This is a genomic window from Kribbella speibonae (assembly GCF_004331375.1).
Classification (GTDB): domain Bacteria; phylum Actinomycetota; class Actinomycetes; order Propionibacteriales; family Kribbellaceae; genus Kribbella; species Kribbella sindirgiensis.
This window is the reverse complement of record NZ_SJKC01000005.1, coordinates 470,298-495,211: the sequence shown is the minus strand read 5'-3', so window position 1 is coordinate 495,211 and position 24,914 is coordinate 470,298. Positions and strand designations below refer to the sequence as shown.

Genomic DNA, 24,914 nt, shown 5'->3' with positions numbered 1-24,914 from the left:
GATCCGCGCGCTTGGCGGTCCTTGGATGAGGGCTCCGGACAACTAACAGTTGTGGAGCTCGAGTGCCTTCGTTCACCCATCTGCACGTTCACACGCAGTACTCGCTGCTCGACGGCGCCGCGCGGCTGAAGGACCTGTTCGCGGCCTGCGCCGAGCACGGCATGACCCATCTCGCGATCTCGGACCACGGGAACCTGCACGGCGCGTACGACTTCTTCCACCAGGCGCAGAAGGCCGGCATCACGCCGATCATCGGCATCGAGGCGTACGTCGCGCCCGCGTCCCGCCGTACCAAGGAACGCGTGTTCTGGGGGCAGCCGCACCAGAAGCGCGACGACGTCTCCGGATCCGGCGGCTACACGCACAAGACGATCTGGGCGCGGGACGCGACCGGTCTGCACAACCTGTTCCGGCTGTCGTCCGACGCGTACCAGGAGGGCTGGCTGCAGAAGTGGCCGCGGATGGACAAGGACAGCCTCGCGCAGTGGTCCGACGGGCTGATCGCGTCGACCGGTTGCCCATCCGGCGAGGTGCAGACCCGGCTTCGGCTCGGCCAGTACGACGCAGCGGTCGCGGCCGCCGCCCAGTACCAGGACATCTTCGGCAAGGAGAACTACTTCCTGGAGTTGATGGACCACGGCATCGAGATCGAGCGCCGGGTCCGCGACGGCCTGCTCGACCTCGGACGCACGCTCGGCATCCCGCCGCTGGTCACCAACGACTCGCACTACACCCGCGCGGCCGAGGCCAAGGCCCACGACGCTCTGCTGTGCATCCAGACCGGCAAGTCCCTGGCCGACCCGGACCGGTTCCGCTTCGACGGCTCCGGCTACTACCTCAAGTCCACCGCCGAGATGTACGCCGTCGACACCTCGGACGCCTGGCAGGACGGCTGCCGGAACACTCTGATGGTTGCCGAGCGCATCGACACCGCGGGGATGTTCACCAAGCGCGACCTGATGCCGCGGTTCGACGTACCCGAGGGGTTCACGGAGGTGACGTGGTTCCGCGACGAGGTGCTGCGGGGGATGCGCCGGCGGTATCCGGACGGGTGGGACGAGCGCTACGAGAAGCTCGTGGAGTACGAGATGGACGTCATCGTCCAGATGGGGTTCCCAGGCTACTTCCTGGTGGTCGCGGACTTCATCATGTGGGCCAAGGGCAACGACATCGCGGTCGGCCCGGGCCGCGGCTCGGCGGCCGGTTCGCTGGTGTCGTACGCGCTCGGTATCACCGACCTGGACCCGATCGAGCACGGACTGATCTTCGAGCGGTTCCTGAACCCGGAGCGGGTGTCGATGCCGGACGTCGACATCGACTTCGACGAACGCCGCCGGGTCGAGGTGATCCGCTACGTGACCGAGAAGTACGGCGCCGACAAGGTCGCGATGATCGGCACCTACGGCACCATCAAGGCGAAGAACGCGATCAAGGACTCGGCCCGCGTGCTCGGCCTCCCGTACGCGACCGGCGACCGGATCACCAAGGCGATGCCCGCGGACGTCGGCGGCTCCGGCATCGACCTGACCGGGATCACCGACCCGCGGCATCCGCGGTACGACGAGGCGGCCGAGGTCCGGTCGATGTACGAGAACGACCCCGACGTACGCACCGTGATCGACACCGCGAAGGGCGTCGAGGGCCTGGTCCGGCAGATGGGGGTGCACGCGGCCGGCGTGATCATGTCGAGCGAGTCGATCGTCGACCACGTCCCGGTCTGGGTCCGGCACTCCGACGGCGTCACGATCACGCAGTGGGACTACCCGAGCTGCGAGTCCCTCGGCCTGCTGAAGATGGACTTCCTGGGGCTCCGCAACCTGACCGTCATCGACGACGCGGTGAAGATGGTGCGGTTGACCCAGGGCCTCGAGATCGAGCTGCTCCAACTGCCGCTAGACGACGCACCGACGTTCCAGTTGCTGAGTCGCGGCGACACGCTCGGCGTCTTCCAGTTCGACGGTACGGCGATGCGCGCGCTGCTGCGGCTGATGCGCCCGGACCAGTTCGAGGACATCACGGCGGTGACCGCGCTCTACCGGCCGGGTCCGATGGCGATGAACTCGCACACGAACTACGCGCTGCGCAAGAACGGGCAGCAGGAGATCACGCCGATCCACCCGGAACTCGAGGAGCCGCTGCGGGAGGTGCTGGGGATCACGTACGGGCTGGTGGTCTACCAGGAACAAGTGCAGAAGGCGGCGCAGATCCTTGCCGGGTACAGCCTGGGTCAGGCGGACCTGTTGCGGCGGGCGATGGGCAAGAAGAAGAAGGCGGTGCTCGACCAGGAGTTCGTGCCGTTCCGAGACGGTTGCCGGAAGCACGGATTCTCGGATGCGGCGACGCAGGCGGTGTGGGACGTCCTGGTGCCGTTCGCCGGATACGCGTACAACAAGGCGCATGCTGCGGCGTACGCGCTGGTGTCGTACTGGACGGCGTACCTGAAGGCGAACCATCCGGCCGAGTACATGGCGGCGCTGCTGACCTCGGTGAAGGACGACAAGGACAAGTCCGCGGTGTACCTGAACGAATGCCGGCGGATGGGGATCAAGGTGCTCCCGCCCGACGTGAACGAGTCGGCAGCGAACTTCGCGGCGCAGGGTGCGGACGTGATCCTGTTCGGATTGTCGGCCGTACGGAACGTCGGTAGCGGTGTGGTCGAGTCGATCATCCGGTGCCGTGAGGGCGGGCGGTACGCGTCGTTCCCGGACTTCCTCGCCAAGGTCGAGTCCGTTGCCTGCAGCAAACGTGCAATCGAGTCGCTGATCCAGGCCGGTGCCTTCGACACCCTCGGGCACACGCGCAAGGGTCTGCTCGCGCGGCACGAGGAGCTGGTCGAGAACGCTGTCGCCGTGAAGCGGAAGGAGGCCGAGGGACAGTTCGACCTGTTCGGTACGTCGGACTCTCCTGTGTTCACGCTCGACGTCAGCTTCGCGGCGGACGAGTGGGACAAGGCGACCCTGCTGGCGCGCGAGCGGGAGATGCTGGGGCTGTACGTGTCCGACCATCCGCTGTTCGGGCTGGAGGGCATGCTCGCCGAGCGGGCCGATGTAGCGATTGCACAGCTGGGCGACCAGCCGGACGGCTCCGTGGTGACGGTCGGCGGGATCATCTCCGGCCTGCAGCGACGGGTGACGAAGAAGGGCGATCCGTGGGCCACGGCAACGATCGAGGACCTCGCCGGGTCGGTCGAGTGCCTGTTCTTCCCGGCCACGTACCAGTTGGTGTCCGGGAGGTTGCAGCAGGACGCGGTCGTGTTCGTGAAGGGGCGCCTGGACAAGCGGGACGACGTACCGCGGCTGATCGGCTCCGACGTGATGGTTCCCGATCTCGCGACGGTCGGGGTGGTCGAGTTGGAGATGGCGCAGGGCAACGTCGTACCGCGGACGGTGAACCAGTTGCGGGACGTGCTGGCTGCCCATCCCGGGCGGTCGGAGGTGCATCTGCGGGTCCGGGGCGCCTCGACCACGACGGTGTACCGGCTGGGGTTCCGGATCGCCGCCGGGGCCGGGTTCTGGGCCGATCTGAAGGCCGAGGTCGCGTCGGTGCGGGCCCGTCAGACCTGAGCGATCAGGGCGACGAGTTCGTCACGGTCGAGGTCCTCGGATCGTGGGGCGTGGATGCGGTCGCAGATGACCAGGGCCTGTTGCCACGCGGCCTTGGCCTCGGCGGTGCGGCCGACCGCGTGGTACGTGTGCCCGAGATTCGTCAGGACGACGGCCTCGCCCCACGGGAAGCCGAGGTCCCGATGGAGGCGCACCGACTCCAGGTGACAGCTGAGCGCTTCGTCGTACCGGCCGCGGGAGCGCTCGATACCGGCGAGCGTGTCGAGGACGGAACCCTCGCCCCGATGACTGCGGACGGTGCGGTAGTAGCGGATCGCTTCACCGGCGGCGTCGGCCGCGTCGTCGAGGCGGCCCGCCTGGTGGTAGATGGTCGCCAGGTTCCCGAGGGTGTTCGCTTGTCCGCGTTCGTCTCCGAGCCGCCGCTTGATCGCCAGCGCCTGGTGCCCGAGGTCGATCGCCTGGTCCGTGCGGCCGAGGATATCGTGCGAGATCGCCAGGTTACCCAGGCCCCGCGAGACCTGGAGATCGAGGCCCGCAGCCCGGAAGATCTCCACCGACCGTTCGAAGTGGGTGATCGCGCGTTCGGTAGCGTCGCGCTGTTCCATGTAGTGCAGCCCGAGCGTGTTGTTGATGAAAGCCTCGGGCAACGGATCGTCGAGCCGGGTGCAGCTGTCCTGGGCGAGGTTCAGGAGTTCGGTGAGCAGGTCCAGGTCGCGGCCGCTGAGATCGCCTTCGCACGACTCGACGAGCTCGTAGGTGTACCGGTCGTGGCCGGTGGCATGGGCGAGCCGAACGACCGCGGCCAGTGTCTGGCGCTCGTCGTCGTACCACTGGACGGCCGCGGCGGCGTCCGGGAACTGCTCAGGAGTGACGCCGGCTGCCAGTGGCACGAGCTTGCGGTCTGATCCGCGGTCGTCGCGCAGCACCCGCGCGTTGAAGCCGGTATGCGTGTACCAGCTGAACAGCCGCTCCAGCGCCTCGGTGCGGTCGGGCAGCCGCCCGCCCAGCTCGGCGGCGTGCGCGCGGACCAGGTCGTGCATCTCGAAGCGTCCGTTGCCGAGATCCTCGACCAGGTGCAGATCGGCGAGTCGGGCCAGTAGGCGGCTGGTGTCGGCAATCGTTGCCCCGAGCAACGCAGCGACGGCCGGTACGGCGAAGTCGCTGACCGGGAGCAGGCCGAGGTGTTCGTACAAACGTGCCGTGGAACCCTGCAGTGCCCGGTGCGACCACGAGAAGATCGCGCGCAGGTCCGTCGCCTCGTCACCGCCGTCGAACGTGTCGAGGACCGACTGCTCCGCGTGCAACTGCGTGAGCAGTTCGGCGACCTGTTGCGGCGAGCGTCCGGCCGCGTGCTCCGCGATGATCGCGAGTGCGAGCGGCAGGTGCCGGCAGCTCCGGGCAAGTTCGCTGACCTGGTCCGTATCGGTGCTGGGCGCGATCGAGCGGATCAGCCGCTCGGACTCCACCGGCGGCAGCTCGCCGAGCGTGATCCGGTGGGCGCCGTCGCGGACCACGAGGCTGCGCAGTCGGTCCCGGCTGGTGGCGATCACCAGGCAGCCGCGGGCGGGTAGCAGTGGCCGGAGCTGCTCGGCATCGCGTGCGTTGTCGAGCAGCAACAGCATCCGACGGCCGTGTAGGGTGCTGCGGAGCAACGCGGACTGGGCCGCTTCGTCGGTGGGGATGCGTTCGGCGGGCAGCCCGAGGCTGCTGAGCAGCAGCCGCAGCGCCGCGGTCGTCGGCATCACGTCGGCCGGGTCGAATCCCCGGAGGTTGAGGTACAGGTCGCCGTCCGGATACAGGTGCCGCACCCGGTGTGCCCAGCGCACCGCGAGACTCGTCTTACCCGCGCCGCCGATGCCGCAGATCGCCGCGATCGCAGTCGCCGGATCCTTCTCGCCGGCCGGGGGCAGCAGCTCGGTGAGCTCCTTGAGTTCGTCCTCGCGGCCGGTGAGCCTGCTGTTCTCGGCGGGGAGTTGCCGGGGTACGACGGGAGGCGCGGGCGGGACTGTGACGGGCTCTGGGTCTGGGTCCGGCTTTGTGTCGGCGACCAGCAGTTCGGCGTACAGGGTGCGGAGCTCGGCGCCTGGATCGACTCCGAGTTCGTCGGCGATCAGACGGCGTACGTCGGCGTAGCAGGCGAGCGCCTCCGCGTGCCGACCGGTGATGTCGAGCAGCCGGATCAGCCGCGCCCACAGCGGTTCGCGGAACGGGTACTGCGTGGTGAGATCGCGGACCTCGACGAGCAGCGGCTCGAGGACGCCACCGGCGATGTCCAGGTCGATCCGCCGCTCCCGGGCCGCGAGATAGCGCTCGACCAGACCCGGCAGGGCGGCCTTGGCGAACCAGTCAGCCGTGAGATCGGAGAAGGGCGTGCCGGTCCAGAGATCGAGGGCCGCCGCGGTCGCCTGACGTTCGTCGGCCGGAACGGGGAGCCGGTGGGCGCGGTCGAGTTCGTCGGTGAAGCGCAGGACGTCGATGCGGTCGCGGGGGAGCGCGAGTGCGTACGCCTCGGGATGTGCGCGGATGATCTCGGCGCCGAGCAGTGTGCGTAGGCGCGAGATGCAGGTCTGCACGGTCGGACGCAGACGGTCAGGTGGCTGATCGCTCCACACGCGCTCGCCAATGGTCTCGATCGGCACCGGATCGCCGCCCGCCAACGCGAGCACGGCGAGCAGATCCCGCAGCCGGGGCGCCGAGACCCGGGTTTCGGCGCCTTCCACGAAGACACCGAACGTGCCTAGGAGCCTGACGTCGATCCGCCTCGAGTCTCCAGCCATTCAGCCTCCCACCAACCCGTCAACCCTAGCGATGAAAGAGTGCAGGCATGCAGGAGCCCTCTCGTCGCGTGCTGGATGCTTTCGGTCTGACCGAACCGCCCGTTCGGTTGGCCGGCGGGCAGGGGGAGACGTGGCGTTCCGGAGCGGTCGTACTCAAGCGGGCCGACGCGGAGGCCGGGTGGCGCGCTGAGGTGCTGAATGCGCTGCCGGAGTCCGAGGACTTCCGGGTCGCGCGGCCGGTGCGGGCCCTCGACGGCGCGTGGGTCGCGTTCGGGTGGGAAGCGAGTGAGCTGCTGGTCGGCGCGACGGACGTTCGGCGACAGGACGAGGTTCTCACCGCGGCCGCCGCGTTTCACGAGGCCGTTGCCGGGCTGCCGCGGCCCGAGTTCATCGACGCTCGCCATGACCCGTGGGCGGACGGCGACCGCGTCGCCTGGCGGGAACAGTCGGTCGACGGAAGTCCGGCGTACGTCGAACTGGTCGGGCCGCTCGTCGCTGCGTGGCGGCCGGTGGAGCTGGCGGCGCAGGTGGTGCACGGTGATCTGCCGGGGAACGTGATGTTCGCCGACGGTCTCCCGCCGGCGATCATCGACTGGCCGGTCTACTGGCGGCCGCCGTCCTGGGCCGCGGCTGTGGCGGTCGCCGACGCACTGTGCTGGTACGGCGCTGAACCGGAGCTCGCGGCGCGATGGGCGCACCTGCCCGAGTGGGGCCAGATGCTCGTGCGCGCATTGATCTACCGCATGACAACCGACGACCTCGCGGGCGGCGCCGCAACCTGGACGCCAACCCGCCGCCGCGGCTACGCGCCGGTTGTGGAGCTCGCGGTCTCGTATGTTGGTTGAGGGGCTCGGATGGCCAGCGGGATGGTGCTGAAGGCAAGTACTCCGAGGCCGGCGCCGATCCAGCCGACCGCCGCGTAGCCTGCACCGGAGTCGAGGGCCAGGCCGCCGAGCCAGGGGCCGACCGTGATGCCGACGTTGAAGGCCGAGATGTTGAAGGCGGCGGCCAGCGTCGGCGCGGATCCGGCGACGCCGAACACCCGCGAGTTCACCGCCGGGTTGGTCGCGAATCCGAACGTCCCGACCCCGATGATCGCCGGAACAGCGAGCCACGGCGTACCGGTCGCCAGCGCGAGCACGACGGCCGCGACGATCACACCGGTCAGGCTGACCACGAGCGTACGGAACGGCCGCTGATCCGCGGTCCGTCCGCTGATCGTGATACCGACCAGCGCGCCGACGCCGTACAGCGCCAGGATCACCGGCACCCAGCCCGCGGCCAGCCCGGTGGTCTCGGTGAGCAGGGGAGCGAGGTAGCTGAAGATCACGAGGATCGCGCCGGTCGACAGCGCCGTCGTCCCGTACGCGAGCCAGAGCTGCGGATTCGCCATACTCCGCAGCTCGAGCCGCAGCCGGGGTGCGCTCTCTGCACGTCCCCGCGGGATCGTCGCGACGACACCGCCGATCGCGAGGACCGACAGCACGGCGACCGCCCAGAACGCCGACCGCCACCCGAGGTGCTGGCCGAGCAGCGTCCCGGCGGGCAGCCCGACGATCGTGGCCACGGTGAGACCGCTCGCCAGGACGCTCATCGCCTTCGCGCGCGCCTCCGGCCCGGCCAGTTCGATCGCGGTCACGGAGGCGACCGCCCAGAATCCGGCGTACACGAACGCGCCCGCGACCCGGGTCGCGACCAGCACGCCGTACGACGAGGTGAGGGCGCCGGCCACGTGGGTGAGCGCGAAGATCGTGAGGAAGACGAGCATCGCGGCGCGCCGGGACCAGCGCAGTGTGGTGACGGCCAGGATCGGTGCGCCGACGAGCATGCCGATGGCGAACGCGGAGATCAGCAGGCCTGCGGCGGGGATCGAGACGTCCAGATCGGCGGCGATCTCGGGGAGCAGGCCGGCGAGCATCAGCTCGGACGTGCCCTGGGCGAAGATCGCCAGGCCGAGCAGATAGACAGCGCGGGGCATGAGGGCCTCTCAAGTATTAGATCTATCGGTTCAAAACTTGGGCAGGGGAGAGTCAGAAACTGCGCAGCGTTGCCTCGACGACGATCCGCTGGCTCTCGGAGGTCGCGCCGCGGCGGGCCGCCACGCGCAGGCCGCCGAGAACGGTGAAGACGTACGTCGCAAGTCCGGCCGCGTCCTGCTCCGGGTCCATCTCGCCGGCCGCCTGCGCCGCCTGGATGGCGGTCGTCAGCGCGGAGAGCTTCGCTTCGTGGTCGCGGTCGAGCAGCCCGACGACCTCGGCGTCGGTCGGGCCCAGCTCCACGATCGTGTTGATCACGAAGCAGCCGGCCGGTTCACCGGGATCCGGCTCCACCGCCGTCCAGAGGATGCGCCGGACCCGCTCGCGGATCGGCAGGGTCGCGTCCTGGATGACCTCGAGCTGGGCGGCGCTGAAGCGGTCGACGTACCGCTGCAGCGCGCGGTCGAACAGATCGCGCTTGCTGGTGAACGTGTTGTAGATGCTGCTGCGGCCGAGCCCGGTCGCCGCGCAGAGGTCCTGGGTCGAGGTGGCCTCGTAGCCCGAGGTCCAGAACACTCGCATCGCGGCGTCCACGGCACGGTCCTCGTCGAAGGTCCTCGGTCTCGGCATGGCGCCGAGCCTACCACGTTATGGACCGATCGATCCAAAATACCGCCGGATGAGCGAAGATGCTGCGCCGATAGCATCTGGGCATCGAGGCGAGTGCCGGAAGCTCTTCGACAGGAGCACAGGTACTCGCCTTCACTTGGGGGCACCGTCCATCGATGGAACTGGGGAGCAATGTGAGGTTGTTCAAACCTGGGGGGCTCGCGCTTGCCCTTGGCCTGGTCGCCGGAGTCGCCTTGAGCGCGCCGGCCACCGCTGAAGACACCAAGACCGTTTCGTACCGCGGCTACCAAGTGACGGTTCCGGCCAGTTGGCCGGTCGTCGACCTGGCCGCGAACCCGGCCGCCTGCGTGCGGCTCGATCAGCCGGCCGTGTACCTGGGCCGCAGTACGGCGCAGGCCAACTGCCCGGCGCACCTTGTCGGCCGGAGTTCCGGCCTGATCCTGGAGCCGCTGACCACGACGCAGCCGTCCAGTGACGGCCTCCTCCGCCGTGCGGTCGCCGACGCGGGCGTGCTGGCAACGGCGTACTACGCGCCGGGCGCCGAGGCCGCGGCGAACGACGTCCTCGCGACCGGTCGCGTGGTGACCAAGACGCCGTCGGCGAGGGTCGCCGAGCAGGCCGCGGTCGCGCCGACGATCGTTGCGACGGGCAACTACGCCGGCAACGGTTTCGACACCTGCGCGGCGCCGTCACAGGCCGCGATGGACGCGTGGCGCCCGACGTACCAAGGGGTCGGGATCTACATCAGCGGCGGGTTGCGGGCCTGCGCGCAGCCGAACCTGACCTCGAGCTGGGTGGCCGCGAACGCGAGCAAGGGCTGGCAGTTCCTGCTCATCGACGTCGGCCTGCAGGCGCCGTGCACGACGTACAACAGCCGGATGTCGTCGGTCGCGTCGACGGCGCTCGTCCAGGGCCGGAACGCCGCGATCAACGCCGTCGCCGCGGCGCAGGCGCTCGGGTTCGCGCAGCGCAGCGCGATCTACAGCGACATCGAGGCGTACACGTCGACCGCTGCGTGCAAGGCGGCCGTGCTGTCGTACCTCAGCGGGTGGACGCAGGAGCTGAACTCGCGCGGTTACCTCGGCGGCGCGTACGTCGGTGCGGCCTCGGGTGCTGCCGATCTGGCCAGCGCTTACACGAGTACGGCGTACACGCGGCCGGACAACATCTGGTTCGCGCACTGGGGCTCGACGCCGGTCGGTACGACGCGCTTCATCCCGTCGACGTACTGGAGCAACCACCAGCGCGTGCATCAGTTCGCGGGTGACGTCAGCGAGACCAACGGCGGCGTCACGATGTCGATCGACCGCAACTACCTGAACCTGACCGCCCCGCCGCCGCCGGTGAGCAGCTTCACCGTGTCGGGTGGGGTCGCGGCGGCCACGCTGCGCTGGACGAAACCCGCCAACACGACGCTCGGCCAGATCATGGTCCGCGCCGCGTCGGGCTCCACACCGCCGCCGCTGCCGACCTCGGGGACGCCGATCTACAACGGCGTCGCGAGCATGTTCACGCACACCGGGCTGGCGAACTCGGCCAGCTACGCGTATCGCGTGTGGGTGAAGGACAGCAAGGGCAAGATCGGCCCGGGTGTCGACGTCCGGCTGGTCGGTTCGAAGGCGACGATCGGGGCCAGCGCGGCGTCGATCATGTACACCGGCGCGGTGACGCTGTCGACGGCCGTGACCCGGCTCGACGGCGCCAAGCTGGCCGGCGTACCGGTGGTGCTGTACTCGAAGGCGAAGAATGCTTCCAAATGGTCAACAGTTGGAAGTTTCACCTCGGACGCCAACGGCGTGGCGAAGACCTCGCAGAAGCCGGCCGTGTCGACGTACTACATGTGGGGCTACAACGGCGCCACCGGCGTACTCGGCACGCGGAGCACGGCGCCGCTGGTGCAGGTTCACCCGGCGATGTCGGCGTACCTGACTCCGGCGGCGATCACGCTCGGCGGATCGACCTTGCTGTACGGCTACCTGAACCCGGCGCACGCCGGTACGACGGCGTACCTGCAGCGTCGCTCCGGGACGTCGTGGGTGGCCGTGACGACCGGGAAGCTGACGACGAACGGCAAGTACGCGTTCTCGATCAAGCCGACCGCGCGCGGGACGTACACGTACCGCGTGGTGTGGCTGGCGGACGCCGACCACCAGGGCACGCAGACCGCGTCGAAGGTCCTGACGGTCAGCTAACCGGCGAGGTCGGCCGCCGCACTCCGCGCGAGCTCGATCGCGTGCGCCGCCAGCGGCGAGTGCGTGCGGCCGGCCTGCCACAGCAAGAAGATTTCCCGCGGCGGGAGTTCTGGCGTGAGCTCATGCAGCGCCAGACTCTCGTCGTCCCGGAGTACGGCGAGACGCGGCATCAGGGCCGCACCGAGACCGGCGCGGACCATCGCCAGGAGTGCCTCGTTGCCCTCGGTGCGGAACACGACCTGCGGGCGGATGTCGCGCGCCTCGAGGAAGTCTTCGAGAACTGCCTGGTGGCAGATCGCGGGATGCGCGACCAGCGACAGCCCGTCGAGCCTCTCGAGCGCGACGGGCCCTTTGGGGAAGTCGCCGGGCCGCGCGACCAGACAGTACGGGTCGTCCAGCAGTTTGAGGTCGTCGATGCCGTCGCCGCCCGGGCCGTCGAAGAACATCAGGTCGAGCCCGCTGAGGTCGGGATCGTCGGTCTCCTCCTCGAACAGCCGGATGTCGCACCCCGGATGCGCGTCGCGGAGCGCGCCGATCACCTGCGGCAGCAGCGTGTTCGACACCGTCTGGAACGTGCCGATGTCGATCCGGCTGTCGCCCGCCCGGAACCGCTCGATGCCGTCGCGCATCTCGTCGGCGCGCCGCAACAGCTCGCGCCCGTGCCGTAGTACGACGCTGCCCAGCGGCGTGATCCGTACCGGCTTCGGCCCGCCGGGACGGTCGAAGAGCGGACCGCCGGCGGTCTTCTCCAGGATCGCGATCTGCTGGCTGACGCTCGACTGGGTGTACCTGAGCCTGCTCGCGGCGCGGCCGAACGACCCCTCGTCGGCGACCGCGGCCAGCGTCGCTAGATGACGTAACGCGTACATGGCGAACACTCTATCGCCGATGGCGATCGCTTTGATAAGAATCAATCGCTTTTCATGATGATCGTCCGCTTCTACGGTCGAACCATGACAACCTACGCAGTCAACAACGTCGAGCTCTTTGCCGAGACATACGGCGATCCCGCCAACCCCGCGGTATTGCTGATCCACGGCGCCGGCGCCTCCATGCTCTGGTGGGACGCCCGGCTGTGCACCGAGCTGGCGGCGCGCGGCCGCTTCGTGATCCGGTACGACCAGCGCGACACCGGCCGCTCGACGTCGTTCCCGACCGGCGAACCGGGCTACGCGATGAGCGACCTCGCGACCGACGCTGCCGGTCTACTCGATGCGTTGCGTATCCATCGGGCGCACGTCGTGGCGCAGTCGATGTCCGGCGGTACGGCGCTGATCCTGGGCGTCGACCACTCGTCGCGCGTCGCCTCGCTGACCTTCGTGTCGACGAGCACCGGCGACGACGGCCTCCCGCCGCCATCGGCCGACATGCCACGGTTGGGCTGGCCCGACTTCGCCGACCAGGCCGCGGTCGAGGAGTACGTCGTACGGTCGATCGAAGCCGAGGCGGCGGGTCATTTCGACGAGACCGAGGCTCGAACGCTGGTGCGGGACGACATGGCGCGAGCGAGGAATTACGAGGCCTCGCTGACGAACCATTTCGCGATGACGTTCGACGGGCCGAAGAACGGTGGCTTCGGCGACCTGTCGATGCCGGTGCTCGTGCTGCACGGCGACGCGGATCCGTTGCTTCCGTTGCCGCACGGTCAATCCGTTCGCGACGCGGTGCCGGGTGCTCGGCTGGTGGTGCTGCCCGGAATGGGCCACGGACTGTCGGCGCCGTACTGGAACACCTTTGTCGACGAGGTTGTAGAACACACCGAGGGGCGATGATGAAGCACGCGATCTGGCTGCCGCTGTTCGACGAGTTGTCCGATCCGGTGGAGGTCGCGCGGCTAGCGGCGGCGGCCGAGGAAGCCGGGTGGGACGGGTTCTTCCTCTGGGACCAGCTGTGGTGGCGGGAACCGGTCCGCGACGTGTCGGACCCGTGGATCACGATGAGCGCGATGGCGACCGCGACCGAACGGCTGCGGATCGGTCCGATGGTCTCGCCGATCGCGCGCCGGCGACCGACCAAGTTGTTGCGCGAGACAACGACCCTGGACCGGCTCTCGAACGGCCGGCTGATCCTCGGCGTCGGGCTCGGCAGCGACCGGTTCGCGCAGGAGTACTCCAAGACCGGCGAGGAGGTGAACGACCGGGCGCGCGCCGAGCGGATGGACGAGACGCTCGACATCCTCACCGCCGGATGGACGGGGGAGCCGGTCAACCATCACGGCAAGCACTTCCTCGTCGACGACGTACAGTTCCTGCCGCGTCCGGTGGCCGGGCGGGTGCCGGTGTGGCTCGCCGGGTTCCCGGGCAACCTGAAGCCAGTGCGGCGGGCGGCCCGGTACGACGGGTTCTTCCCGGTCAACCTCACCTCACCGGATCAGCTGACCGAGCCGGTCGCCGTACTGCGTGAACTGCGCGGCACCCTGGACGACTACGACATCGCGGTCGCCGTGGAGCCGTCGGACGATCCGCGCCCGTACGCGGAGGCCGGCGCGACCTGGTGCCTGATGGACGTCGACCCCGCGACGCTGCGGCTGGAGGACGTCCGCGCGATGATCGCGGCCGGTCCTCAGAGGTAGCTGATGACGATCCATAGGTGTCTAATCGAAGGGATGCGGTACTACGGGAGGTCGCATGGCCAGTGTCAGTGGGCATGCCGGGGTCACCGAGCGCACCTCGACCGCTACTGAGGTGGGACGGCGGCCGCTGGGGCAGGTGATCGGCCGGCTGCTGTCGACGACCGACCACAAGGTGATCGGCCAGCTGTACCTCGTCACGTCGTTCGCGTTCTTCCTGATCGCCGGCGTGATGGCGCTGGTCGTTCGCGCCGAGCTGGCCGAGCCGGGTCTGCAGATCGTGAACGAAGAGGTGTACAACCAGCTCTTCACGATGCACGGCACGATCATGCTGCTGCTGTTCGCGACGCCGCTGTTCGTCGGCTTCGCGAACGTCATCATGCCGGTGCAGATCGGGTCGCCGGATGTGGCGTTCCCGCGGCTGAACATGTTCAGTTACTGGCTGTTCCTGTTCGGCGGGCTGATCACGATCAGCGCGTTCTTCTCCCCGGGCGGCGCGGCGGACTTCGGCTGGACGGCGTACGCGCCGTTGTCGGGCGGCATGCGATCGCCGGGGATCGGCGGCGACCTGTGGATCATGGGTCTGTGGATGGCCGGTCTCGGAACCATCCTCGGCGGCGTCAACTTCGTCACCACGATCATCACCATGCGCGCGCCGGGGATGACGATGTTCCGGATGCCGATCTTCTGCTGGAACGTCCTGGTCACGTCGATCCTGGTGCTGATCGCGTTCCCGATCCTGGCGGCGGCCTTGCTGGTGCTGGAGGCCGACCGCACGCTGGGCGCGCACGTGTTCGACGCCGCGAACGGCGGCGCGCTGCTCTGGCAGCACCTGTTCTGGTTCTTCGGGCATCCCGAGGTGTACATCATCGCGCTGCCGTTCTTCGGCATCATCACCGAGATCCTCCCGGTGTTCAGCCGCAAACCGATCTTCGGGTACTACGGTCTGGTCGCGGCGACGTTGGCGATCGGAGCGCTGTCGATCGCGGTGTGGGCGCACCACATGTTCGTGACGGGCGGGGTGAACCTGCCGTTCTTCTCGTTCATGACGTTCCTGATCGCGGTGCCGACCGGTGTGAAGTTCTTCAACTGGATCGGCACGATCTGGGGCGGGTCGGTGTCGATGGACACGCCGATGCTCTGGTCGGTGGGGTTCCTCGTCACGTTCCTGTTCGGCGGTCTGACCGGGATCATCCTGGCGTCGCCGGCGCTCGACTACCAGTTGAACGACTCGTACTTCGTGGTCGCGCACTTCCACTACGTCGTGTTCGGCACGGTCGTGTTCGCGATGTTCGCGGGGTTCTATTTCTGGTGGCCGAAGCTGACCGGGCGGATGCTCGACGAGCGGTTGGGCAAGCTGCACTTCTGGTTGTTGTTCGTCGGCTTCCACACCACGTTCCTGGTGCAGCACTGGCTCGGTGTTGAGGGCATGCCGCGCCGGTACGCCGACTACCGGGCGAACGAGGGTTTCACCGTCCTGCACCAGGTGTCGACGATCGGCGCCTTCGTCCTCGGCGTCTCGACGCTCCCGTTCCTCTACAACATCTACAAGTCCCGCCGCACGCCGCGAGTAGAGGTCGACGACCCGTGGGGCTGGGGCCGCTCACTGGAGTGGGCAACATCCTGCCCACCACCCCGCCACAACTTCGAGAAGCTGCCCCGAATCCGCTCCGAATCCCCAGCCTTCGACCTCCACCACCCCACCCTCGCCATCACCGACCACCGCGAGGAACTCGAGGTCTAGACCTGGCCCGGGTCTGGGCGAACTTGGGGGCCCGTGCGACAGGTTCTGGTGGGCCTGCACCTGATATTGCCTGTCCGCAGCCCCCGGAAGGTGTCCGTTCTCCCGGCAACCGGCTGACCGCGCCCACGCGTACGGCGGTCCGTCGCGAACGTGCACCGCCGACAGGACGGCCCCGCGCCGAACTGGTGGCGGTAGACAGGAACTGGTGGCGGTGGACACGCAATAACCTGTTCAAGCCCCCGGGAACCCCGACCCCGCCCTCCGGCCACCGCCCTCCGGCCACCAGCCTCCGACCGCCAGCCTCCGACCGCCAGCCTCCGACCGCCAGCGACCGTCCACCAGCCACCGCCCCCACCAGCCACCGCGTGCGGGCTCGCGCCGAGTCGTGGCGATTGGTTCGCTCCCCGGACGTCGAGTCGTGGATCGAGGCTGCGTTTGGCCGCCGAAGGCCACGACTCGAGGAAACGCGGGTGACCCGCGCGAGAGGTCTAGGGCAGGCGGGCGAGTAGGCGGGTTAGTTGTTGTTCGGTTTGTTGGGGGGAGGGGCTGGTGGAAGCCAGGAGGTCCAGGGCTTGGGTGTAGGCCTCGACGTCGTCGCGTTTGTCCAAGTAGAGGGCGCTGGTCAGGTGTTCCAGGTAGACGATGTCGGGGAGGTCGCGCTGGGGGAACCGGAGCAGGCTGAAGGCGCCTCCTGTCGCGGTGTGGCCGGTGCTTTCGAGGGGGATGATCTGCACGGTCACATTGGGGCGGGTGACGGCTTCGCGGAGTGCGTCGAGTTGACTCCGGAGGACGTCGGTGCCGCCGATCGGCCGGTGCAGCACGGACTCCTCGATGACGGCCCAGAGTTTGAGGGGCGGCTCGCGGTCGAGCACCCGTTGCCGGCGGGTGCGTAGCGCGACCACCCGCTCGATCTCACCGTCGGTCCGCGCCCCGCCAGGAGTGAGTTGCGCGACGGCGCGCGCGTAGTCCGCGGTCTGCAGGAGGCCGGGCACGAACTGGATCTCGTACGTCCGGATCAGCTCGGCGGTCGCCTCGAGCCCGAGATACGAGTCGAACCACTCGGGCGTGACATCGCCGTACCGATGCCACCAGCCGGGGTCGTTGGCCTCGCGGGCCAGCTGCAGCAGCCGATCGCGCTCGCGGGCGTCCTGCACGCCGTACAACGTGAGCAGGTCGGAGACATCGCGCTCCTTGAACCCGACCCGGCCCAGCTCGAGACGGCTGATCTTCGATTCCGAGGCCCGGATCGCCCAGCCGGCGTCGGTACGGGTGACGCCGGCGCGCTCGCGCAGCTCCCGCAGATGACTCCCGAGCATCATCCGCAACGCCGTCGGCCCCACCATACCTCGCCCCGCCATACCCCGAGTCTACATCATTTTCGAACAAGTGTTCCCATGCGATCTCAGCCCATCCGAGTCCCCACCAGCACCGAGTTCCGCAGATCCGGAAGCACCATCTCAGCAGCCACGAGCCGTGGATCACCGAAGAAGAACTCCCGCTTCGGGTCGTGATCGCGGTACGGCGAATCCGCAGGCAGCACGTCCACCGGCGTCACGTCATCGCACACCAGCCGCCCACCGATCCGCAGCAACTCCACCATCTGGCCGGGCTGCCGACTACCGTCCGCGAAGAGCAGATCGAACGGCGCGCGCCGAGCCAACTCATCGAACGAGTCCCCGTGCACCACCTCGACCCGCGGCTCATCCACGAACACCCGCCGAGCAGCGGCCGCCCGTCTCTCGTCCAGCTCCACCGTCACCAGACGGCATGAGCTCGGCATCGCCGACGCCATCCACGCCGACCCGTAGCCGACACCGGTCCCCGCCTCACCGATCAGACCGTCGACGCATCCAGCCGCCAGTACGGCCAGGAACCGGCCAACGTCAGGCAGGCAGCAGGACGGTCCGGTTCCTTCCCGCCGCAGCGGCATCCCAACTTCAAGAGCCGCGTCCTGAGCGCGCTGCACCAGCGGCAGGTCGGCCATGAGCTCTCAGTCGCGCAAGTATTCGGCGCGCCAACGCAGGACGCTCTCGTCGGCCGGGCTCGGGGACTGCGTGAGTTGGATAAGCCGGAGGTCCGCGGTCGCGAACGACTGGATGGTCGCGCGGGTGAGCGGCCAGGGCGGGCCCTGGATGGCGGCGTCAGGCTGGTCGTCGGGCCGAGCGGCAGCGATGACGAGCAGGGTGCCGCCGGGTGCCACGAACTCGGTGACGTGCTTGACGGCGTCAGGCTGGAGTGCGATCGGAAGCGCCTGCACGGTGTAGATCTCCACGACCAGGTCGAACGCGTGCTGCCAGTCGGCCGGCGGCGCGAGCAGATCGGCGACCCGGTAGTGCGCCTTCGAGTCCGGGTGATTGCGGTGCGCGGTCTCGATCGCGGTGGGGGAGATGTCGAACGCGGTCGTGTCGTACCCACGGTCCGCGATCAGTTCGGCGTCCCACCCGGTCCCCGCGCCGACGATCAGCGCGGTCTTGTCCGCACCGTCCGGCGACGATTCCTCGACCCATTCGAGCAGCAACTGGTGCGCCGTACCGCGATCCCAGGGGACGACGGCGGAGCCTTCCGCGGCCGCGGCGTACAGGTTCTCGAACCAGCCGGTGGGGTCCTCGCGGTCGAGTGACTCGCGCGCGATCCGCCGCGACACGACATCTGGATCCTCAGTCATCTCTCACCTCATCGGAACCGGTGTGGATCTCGCGCACCGTCCGCACGGTATCAACGTCGGCGGGCCGCTTGTCCTCGCGATACCGGATCACCCGGGCGAACCGCAGCGCCATCCCGGCCGGATACCGCGGCGAGGTCTGCACGCCGTCGAACGCGATCTCGACCACCACCTCCGGCCGGAGGTACACAGCCCAGTCGTCCCGCCGTACGGCGAGCTCCTGGAACCGCTCCGTCTGCCACCGCAGCAGCTCGTCCGTCAGCCCTTTGAACGTCTTCCCGAGCATCACGAACTCGCCGGTCTCCTCGTCCCGCGCGCCCAGATGCAGGTTCGACAGCCAGCCCGTCCGTCGGCCGTGACCCCACTCGGCTGCCAGCACGAGCAGGTCGAGCGTGTGCGTCTGCTTGACCTTGACCCATCCCGAACCACGCCGCCCGGCCTCGTACGGAACGGTCAACGACTTCACCACCACACCCTCGTGCCCGCGCCGCACCGCCTCCGCGAAGAACGCCTGACCGGCCTCCGCGTCATCGGTCACGAGCCGCGGGATCCGCCGCTCCTCCGGCACGAGCTTCGCTAGCCACTCCTGCCGCGCCGCTCCGTCGAGCCCGAGCAGATCCTCACCGTCCTGATGCAGGATGTCGAAGAAGTACGGCGTCAGCGGCACCGACTCCGGCCCCGTCGCGGCCCGCGTCGCCGTCCGCGACCCGGTCACCTGGAACGGCTCCGGCCGCCCGTCGCTCCGCAACGCGATGAGCTCCCCGTCGAGCACGACCCGCTGCGCATCGAGCGCGAGCACGGCGCTCACCACCTCAGGCACCCGTGCGGTGATGTCGTCCAAGGTCCGCGTGTACACGACGACGTCCGAGCCGTCCCGGTGCGCCTGGATCCGGATCCCGTCAAGCTTCCACTCGAGCGCCGCCGGCGTACCGGTCTTCGCCAACGCCTCCGCCACAGTCGTCGCCGACTGCGCGAGCATCGGCTGCACGCCGCGACCGACCTCAAGCCCGAACTGCGCGAGCCCCGCCTCGCCCTCGGTCAGTACGGCGACCGCGACCGGAGCAGCCGCCCCGCGCAGCATCGCCGCGGCCCGGATCTTGTCGAGCGGAATGCCCGTCGCTCGCGCGACCGCATCGGCCATCACCCCGTCGAGCGCGCCCTGCCGCAGCTCACCACCGACAAGCAGCCGCAGGAACCGCTGCTCGTCCTCCGTCGCCCGCCCGAACAGGCCATCCACCGCAGCTCGCCGGCGAGCCTGCACACCGGTGCCCGACATCTCCGCCAGCTCCGCGAACGCCGCGTCGACCTCCTGGACGGTCACCGTCGGCTCCGCGGCCGGATCCGGAGCGTCCATCAGCGTCCGCCAGCCCACCCCGGTACGCCGCTGCCGCAGCTCGCCCGACAGGTACGTCACGACGATCTCGATCTCGGCCGGCTCGGTGGCCTTGGACAACAACCCCGCGATGAGCTCGGCCTTCTTCAGCCGCGACCGGGTCCCGGCCAGCGCGGCCGACGTCTCAACCACCTCGGTGAGCAACATGCCCCCAGTGTCACCCAACCCACCGACACTTCCATGAACCGCTCAGGGAGCCGGGGGCAGGTCGTCCAGGAAGGCGGCGGGTGGTGTGAAGAACAGGCCGCCGGTGACCGCGGTGGAGAAGTCGAGCAGGCGGTCGTGGTTGCCCTCGGGTACGCCGATGAACATCCGCCGGAGCATCAGCTCGGTCACCGCCGGCGTCTTCGCGTACCCGATGAAGTAGGTGCCGAACTCCTGTGTGCCGATGGTGCCGAACGGCATGTTGTCGCGCAGGATCTGCAGTTCGTTGCCGTCCTCGTCCTCGACCACGTTCAGCACGATGTGCGCGTTGCCGGGCTTCCTGTCGTCGTCGAGCTCGATGTCGTCGAGCTTGGTCCGGCCGACCGCGAGTTCCTGCTGCTCGACGGTCAGCGTGTTCCAGGCCTTCAGGTCGTGCAGGTACTTCTGCACGATCACGTAGCTGCCGCCGCGGAAGTCCGGGTCCTCATCACCGATCAGGACGGCCGCGTGCGCCTCCTGGCCGCTCGGGTTCTCGGTGCCGTCGACGAAGCCGAGCAGGTCGCGCATCTCGAAGTACTTGAAGCCGTGCACCTCGTCGACCACCGTCGCGGCGCCGTCGAGGACGTTCATGATCTGGCCGGCGAGCTCGAAGCACTGGTCCTGGTGCGCCGCCCGGATATGGAAGAGCAGATCGCCCGCCGTCGCCGGTGCGTGGTGCGTCGCGCCCTTCAGTTCGACGAACGGGTGCAGTTCGGCCGGGCGCGCACCACTGAACAAACGGTCCCAGACGTCCGAGCCGATGCTGGTGACACACGAGAGGTTGCCGGCCGGCACGCGGAACCCGACCGAACGCACCAGACCGCTCAGCCGCTCCAGCAGGTCCCTGGTCCGGTCCTCGCCGCCCGGCTCGACCTCGACGACCAGGAAGATGGCGGAACCGCTCAGCGGCATCAGCACGGACTGCGGCAACGCGTCCGTCTGCCGGTTCGCCCCGAGCGTCGGTTCAGTAACCACCGTGTTCTCCCTCCGTCCAGTTGGTCCGGTCTTCTAGAGTCCAGTCATGGACCCGCAGCAGCCCGGACCGCCTCCGCACCCGGGCCCATACTCCCAGCCGGGGCAGCCACCGCCACCGCCGCCCCACGGCAGCCCCTACCCCCAGCAGCATCCACAGCAGTACCCGCCCCACTATCCACCGCCGTACCAGCAGCCGTACGGCGCCTTCCCGTCGCCGTACGCGCCTCGCGAGCCGCGCACGGTCCCGGCTCCAGCGGGTACGCCGTACCACCGGCTGGCCCGTACTGCGAAACACGCCTGGTGGCGGCCCCTCGTGGGAACCATCCTGCTCGTGCTCTTCGGGTTCGTCCTGACGTCGCTCGTCGTGGTCATGTGGGTGATCGCGCACCGGGTCCTCGCCGGACCGTTCCCGACGCCCAGCGGCACGGACATCTTCCCGAGCGACACCGAGAACCTCGCCTCGACGCTGGTGCTGCTCGGCGTCCTGACCCCGCTCGTCGGCCTGATCGCGTGGATGGTGCAGCGCCGCCCGTTCTGGAGCGTCGCGTCGGTGCTGAACCGGATCCGCTGGCGCTGGCTGCTGTGGTGCTGCCTGCCGGCGCTCGGGTACATCGCGCTCTCGTTCCTGGCAGGGGTGCTGGTCGACGCGGTGGCTCCGGCCGACGAGTCGATCGGGACCTCCGGCGGTGACTGGATCGGTTTCGGCGCGTTCGTCGTACCGGCGCTGGTGATCCTGTTCCTGGTGCCGTTCCAGTCGGCGGCCGAGGAGTTCGTGTTCCGCGGCTGGCTGATCCAGGCGCTCGGCGCCTACGGGCCGGACGACCCGAACGGGAAGGCGCGCTGGTTGCGGGCGGTGTTCCGGTCGCCGTGGCCCGGGATCGTCGTCGGCGGCGTCGCGTTCGCGTCCGCCCACGGGTACATCGGCTGGGCGATGGCCGACATCTTCCTGTTCGCGCTGGTGGTCGGCTGGCTGACGGTCCGGACCGGGGGACTGGAAGCCGCGATCGCGCTGCACGTGATGAACAACCTGATCGCCTTCTTGTTGCCGGCGGCAACTGGCCGGCTGGATCAGTGGAACGTGCAGGGGAGCGCTCCGTGGACGCTGTTCGTCGCGGACATCCCCTGCCTGGCGTTCTATCTGCTCGCCGTCACGTGGCTGGCGCGCCGGCAGGAGATCCGCCGCCTGAGCTGACACCGGGGCTGAAAAGCAGGCGAGAACTGTCGGTCGGCTCTGGCAGGCTTTGCCGGGTGACGAACGCGAAGATCGAAGCCGTCCTGTTCGACTGGGGCGGCACCCTGGCAACCTGGCACGACATCTCTCTGCACGAGACCTGGCTGGCCGTCTCGGCGCTGCTCGACAAGGAGAACGCCGAGGAGCTGGCGGCGCGGCTGGTCGCGGCCGAGGGCTCCGTGTGGCGGCGTTCCCGCGACGAGCACCGCAGCAGCACCCTCGAGGAGGTGTGCCTGCTCGCCGAGGTGGTGATGACACCCGCGGCGCTGGCGGAGTACGAGCGGCAGTGGGATCCGCACACCGTGCTGGAGCCGGACGCGGTCGACACCTTGCAGGCGCTGCGCGATCGCGGTCTCAAGGTCGGCGTCCTGTCGAACACGATCTGGCCGCGCCGGCGCCACGAGGAGGTCTTCGCGCGCGACGGCGTACTCGACCTGCTCGACGGAGCCGTCTACACCAGCGAGATTGCGCACACCAAGCCGCACCCGGAGGCGTTCCTGGCTGCGATGCAGGCGGTCGGGGTGTCCGAGCCGTCCCGGTGCCTGTTCGTCGGCGACCGGCTGTTCGACGACGTCTGGGGTGCGCAGAACGTCGGCATGCGTGCCGCGCATCTGCCGCACAGCGCGATCCCGGCCGAGCAGATCGGCCACACGGAAGGTACGCCGGACGCCACCGTCCAGCGCCTGTCCGAGCTGGTCCCGCTGATCGACTCCTGGAACGAAGCGGCTGCCTGACGTCACGTCCGCGACGCGCTACGGCTAGCGACTGGTCACCCGACCTGGTTAACGTCCAACCTCCTTGCAAACCGCCCTTGGAGGTTTTTGACATGTTCACCATCACCGGGCGCCGTCGGCTGGCCGCGCTCGTCGCGGCTGCCGTCGCCGGCCTGACGCTCACCAGCGGTCTGTCGCAGGCCGCCCCGGCCACCTCTCCGATCACCGCCGAGGCCGCCGTCAGTGCCTCGGCAGGCCCGCTGCACGTCATGTCGTACAACCTGCGGTACGCCAGCGACACCCCGCCGAACACCTGGGCGGATCGTCGTCCGGTCATGCGGGAGCAGCTGCGGCAGGCCCGCCCGCAGCTCATCGGCACCCAGGAAGGGCTGTACTCCCAGCTCCAGGACATCGCCTCCGACCTCGGCCCGGCGTACGACTCGATCGGGCTCGGGCGGGAGGGCGGCAGCAAGGGCGAGTTCATGATGGTCTTCTTCGACCAGCGCCGGCTGCAGCCGCTCGAGTACGACCACTTCTGGCTGTCGGACACCCCGGACGTGATCGGCTCGAAGACCTGGGCCGGCTGCTGCCCGCGGATGGTCACCTGGGTCCGCTTCAAGGACAAGGCCACGTCCCAGGAGTTCTACGCGGTCAACACGCATCTGGAGGCGTACGACGCGACCACGCGCTCCAAGTCCGCCGACCTGATCCTGCAGCGGATCGCCGGGTTCGACCCGGCGCTGCCGATCATCATGACCGCGGACTACAACGAGGCCGCCAAACCGGGGCTGACCGTGTACGACAAGCTCGTCACCAGCGGCAAGTTCGCGGACAGCTGGGTGACGGCCGAGCGCCGCAGCGCGCTGTACGCGACGTTCCACGGGTACAAGCCGCTGACGCCGAACGGGGACCGGATCGACTGGATCCTCACCACCCCGGGTCTGCGCGTCTCGAAGGCGAGCATCAACACCTTCAGCAAGAACGGGCAGTTCCCGAGTGACCACCTTCCGGTGGAGTCCTGGATCCACCTGGGCTGAGAACCGAAAGGACCCCCGAGCCAGATCGTGGCTCGGGGGTCCTGAGGGGTTTCGGGGTGGGTGTTACGCGGCCAGCGTCGGGTCTGCCATCAGACGGAGGCGGCCCAGCGCCTCGCGCTCGATCTGGCGGACCCGCTCAGCGGAGATGCCGTGCACCGCGCCGATGTCGGCCAGCTTGGCCTGGCGGCCGTCGTGCAGACCGTAGCGGCGCCGGATCACGTCCGCGGACCGCGGGTCGAGCTGGTCGACCAGGCTGAACAGCCCCGAGCGGTCCGACGCGTCGGCGACCAGCTGGTCCGGCCCCGGCGCGGTCTCGGCCGCGATCAGGTCACCCAGCGAGGTCTCACCCTCGTCGTCGACCGGGCTGTTCAGGCTGATGTGGTCCCGGCCAATGCGGATCAGTTCGGTGACCCGCTCCTCGTCCAGGCCCAGCTCCAGCGCGATCTCTTCGATCTCCGGCTCCCGCCCGAGCTTGCGCTCCAGCGTGCGCCGCGCCGACCCGATCTGGTTCAGCTGCTCCACCACGTGCACCGGCAGCCGGACCACGCGGGCCTGCTGCGCGATACCGCGGGTGATGGCCTGCCGGACCCACCAGGTCGCGTACGTCGAGAACTTGAAACCCTTCCGGTAGTCGAACTTCTCCACCGCGCGGATGAGTCCCGTGTTGCCCTCCTGGACCAGGTCCAGCAGCGGCATCTGGGACCGCCCGTAGCGGCGGGCGATCGACACCACGAGCCGGAGGTTGGCGGTCACGAACCGCTGCTGCGCGCGCCGGCCCTCTGCGGCCAGCCACTCCAGCTCCTCCTCCGTGGCATATTTGGGCGCTCCGCCCTTCTTACGTCCAACCCGCCCTTCGGCCAGCAGTTGCTCCGCGAGGAGTCCTGCCTCGACCGTTTCAGCGAGCTCGACTTCTTCCTCAGCTGTCAGCAAAGGAGTGCGAGCGATCTCCTCGAGGTAGAGACCGACGCTGTCCTTGCCGTCGATACCGTCGTCCGTGGACCGGACACGAGCCATGCGAGCCACCGAAACTCCCTTCGTCGTTACATGGAGAGCAACGCTCGAGTAGGGTTCAAGATTCCAGGACGAGTGTGTAAACACCCTGAACGTTCCCTGAGAGTTCCTGGCAGCGAAATCGCGCTGGAAACCGGTGTCCCTGAACCTGACGGGACTATTCGGCACAACACGCGCCGCGGAAGCTGAGAATTCGTCCAGAATCACTGTGTTCCGGTGCCCCCGGATGTGTTGCACAACACACGCCCGGGGGCGGAA

19 protein-coding genes are annotated in these 24,914 nt (G+C 68.9%); 9 read left to right on the top strand and 10 right to left on the bottom strand.

Annotated elements, in window-relative coordinates; genetic code table 11:
* Window positions 1-62 precede the first annotated feature (62 nt).
* Window positions 63-3,563 carry a DNA polymerase III subunit alpha gene (dnaE, locus tag E0H92_RS33605; RefSeq protein ID WP_131499074.1) on the top strand — a complete coding sequence of 1,167 codons (3,501 nt, stop codon included), beginning with the start codon at window positions 63-65 and terminating at the stop codon, window positions 3,561-3,563.
* Here the strand turns inward: dnaE and E0H92_RS33600 are convergent.
* Window positions 3,554-6,340 carry an AfsR/SARP family transcriptional regulator gene (locus E0H92_RS33600; protein WP_131499073.1) on the bottom strand — a complete coding sequence of 929 codons (2,787 nt, stop codon included), beginning with the start codon at window positions 6,338-6,340 and terminating at the stop codon, window positions 3,554-3,556. The genes dnaE and E0H92_RS33600 overlap by 10 nt on opposite strands.
* Window positions 6,341-6,387: 47 nt before the next feature.
* Between E0H92_RS33600 and E0H92_RS33595 the strand changes: the two genes are divergently transcribed.
* The gene (locus tag E0H92_RS33595) at window positions 6,388-7,185 is read left to right on the top strand and encodes a TIGR02569 family protein (RefSeq protein WP_238173712.1); all 798 of its coding nucleotides are present in this window, start codon (window positions 6,388-6,390) and stop codon (window positions 7,183-7,185) included.
* Here the strand turns inward: E0H92_RS33595 and E0H92_RS33590 are convergent.
* Window positions 7,143-8,318, bottom strand: a complete 1,176-nt coding sequence (locus E0H92_RS33590) for a Cmx/CmrA family chloramphenicol efflux MFS transporter (protein WP_131499072.1) — start codon at window positions 8,316-8,318, stop codon at window positions 7,143-7,145. The genes E0H92_RS33595 and E0H92_RS33590 overlap by 43 nt on opposite strands.
* Before the next feature lie 52 nt (window positions 8,319-8,370).
* Window positions 8,371-8,946 carry a TetR/AcrR family transcriptional regulator gene (locus E0H92_RS33585; RefSeq protein WP_131499071.1) on the bottom strand — a complete coding sequence of 192 codons (576 nt, stop codon included), beginning with the start codon at window positions 8,944-8,946 and terminating at the stop codon, window positions 8,371-8,373.
* A gap of 173 nt (window positions 8,947-9,119) precedes the next feature.
* On the opposite strand from E0H92_RS33585, the gene E0H92_RS33580 reads away from it, so the two are divergent.
* Window positions 9,120-11,138, top strand: a complete 2,019-nt coding sequence (locus E0H92_RS33580; RefSeq protein WP_238173711.1) for a DUF1906 domain-containing protein — start codon at window positions 9,120-9,122, stop codon at window positions 11,136-11,138.
* On the opposite strand, the gene E0H92_RS33575 is transcribed toward E0H92_RS33580, so the two are convergent.
* A complete protein-coding gene (locus tag E0H92_RS33575; protein WP_131499069.1) occupies window positions 11,135-12,007 on the bottom strand; it encodes a LysR family transcriptional regulator in 873 nt (290 codons plus the stop codon). The genes E0H92_RS33580 and E0H92_RS33575 overlap by 4 nt on opposite strands.
* 84 nt (window positions 12,008-12,091) lie before the next feature.
* Between E0H92_RS33575 and E0H92_RS33570 the strand changes: the two genes are divergently transcribed.
* From E0H92_RS33570 to ctaD, 3 genes are read left to right on the top strand one after another with little or no spacing between them, the layout of a single operon-like run.
* On the top strand, window positions 12,092-12,910 hold the full coding sequence (locus E0H92_RS33570; protein ID WP_131499068.1) for an alpha/beta fold hydrolase: 819 nt from the start codon (window positions 12,092-12,094) through the stop codon (window positions 12,908-12,910).
* Window positions 12,910-13,710: an LLM class flavin-dependent oxidoreductase gene (locus tag E0H92_RS33565; protein ID WP_131461728.1), complete on the top strand. Its 801-nt coding sequence runs from the start codon at window positions 12,910-12,912 to the stop codon at window positions 13,708-13,710. Before E0H92_RS33570 ends, E0H92_RS33565 begins: the two co-directional genes overlap by 1 nt.
* Window positions 13,711-13,765: 55 nt before the next feature.
* Window positions 13,766-15,451: an aa3-type cytochrome oxidase subunit I gene (gene ctaD / locus E0H92_RS33560; protein WP_131461727.1), complete on the top strand. Its 1,686-nt coding sequence runs from the start codon at window positions 13,766-13,768 to the stop codon at window positions 15,449-15,451.
* Between the two features lie 488 nt (window positions 15,452-15,939).
* Here ctaD and E0H92_RS33555 read toward each other — a convergent pair whose 3' ends face one another.
* From E0H92_RS33555 to E0H92_RS33535, 5 genes are read right to left on the bottom strand one after another with little or no spacing between them, the layout of a single operon-like run.
* Entirely contained in the window at window positions 15,940-16,809 is an 870-nt protein-coding gene (locus E0H92_RS33555; RefSeq protein ID WP_238152661.1) for a helix-turn-helix domain-containing protein, read from the bottom strand.
* A gap of 44 nt (window positions 16,810-16,853) precedes the next feature.
* On the bottom strand, window positions 16,854-17,435 hold the full coding sequence (locus tag E0H92_RS33550; RefSeq protein ID WP_131461726.1) for an O-methyltransferase: 582 nt from the start codon (window positions 17,433-17,435) through the stop codon (window positions 16,854-16,856).
* Window positions 17,436-17,441: 6 nt separating this feature from the next.
* Window positions 17,442-18,116 carry a class I SAM-dependent methyltransferase gene (locus E0H92_RS33545; RefSeq protein ID WP_131499067.1) on the bottom strand — a complete coding sequence of 225 codons (675 nt, stop codon included), beginning with the start codon at window positions 18,114-18,116 and terminating at the stop codon, window positions 17,442-17,444.
* The gene (locus E0H92_RS33540) at window positions 18,109-19,653 is read right to left on the bottom strand and encodes an ATP-dependent DNA ligase (RefSeq protein WP_131499066.1); all 1,545 of its coding nucleotides are present in this window, start codon (window positions 19,651-19,653) and stop codon (window positions 18,109-18,111) included. Before E0H92_RS33540 ends, E0H92_RS33545 begins: the two co-directional genes overlap by 8 nt.
* A gap of 42 nt (window positions 19,654-19,695) precedes the next feature.
* Complete coding sequence (locus tag E0H92_RS33535; RefSeq protein ID WP_131499065.1) at window positions 19,696-20,664, bottom strand: Dyp-type peroxidase; 969 nt, start codon at window positions 20,662-20,664, stop codon at window positions 19,696-19,698.
* Between the two features lie 46 nt (window positions 20,665-20,710).
* On the opposite strand from E0H92_RS33535, the gene E0H92_RS33530 reads away from it, so the two are divergent.
* From E0H92_RS33530 to E0H92_RS33520, 3 genes are all read left to right on the top strand, one after another.
* Window positions 20,711-21,856 (top strand): CPBP family intramembrane glutamic endopeptidase, encoded by a 1,146-nt coding sequence (locus E0H92_RS33530; protein WP_131499064.1) that lies wholly within the window; start codon window positions 20,711-20,713, stop codon window positions 21,854-21,856.
* A gap of 56 nt (window positions 21,857-21,912) precedes the next feature.
* Entirely contained in the window at window positions 21,913-22,629 is a 717-nt protein-coding gene (locus tag E0H92_RS33525; RefSeq protein WP_131499063.1) for an HAD family hydrolase, read from the top strand.
* Between the two features lie 92 nt (window positions 22,630-22,721).
* A complete protein-coding gene (locus E0H92_RS33520; RefSeq protein WP_131499062.1) occupies window positions 22,722-23,645 on the top strand; it encodes an endonuclease/exonuclease/phosphatase family protein in 924 nt (307 codons plus the stop codon).
* Between the two features lie 63 nt (window positions 23,646-23,708).
* On the opposite strand, the gene E0H92_RS33515 is transcribed toward E0H92_RS33520, so the two are convergent.
* Window positions 23,709-24,668 carry a sigma-70 family RNA polymerase sigma factor gene (locus E0H92_RS33515; protein WP_131461718.1) on the bottom strand — a complete coding sequence of 320 codons (960 nt, stop codon included), beginning with the start codon at window positions 24,666-24,668 and terminating at the stop codon, window positions 23,709-23,711.
* Between the last annotated feature and the right edge of the window lie 246 nt (window positions 24,669-24,914).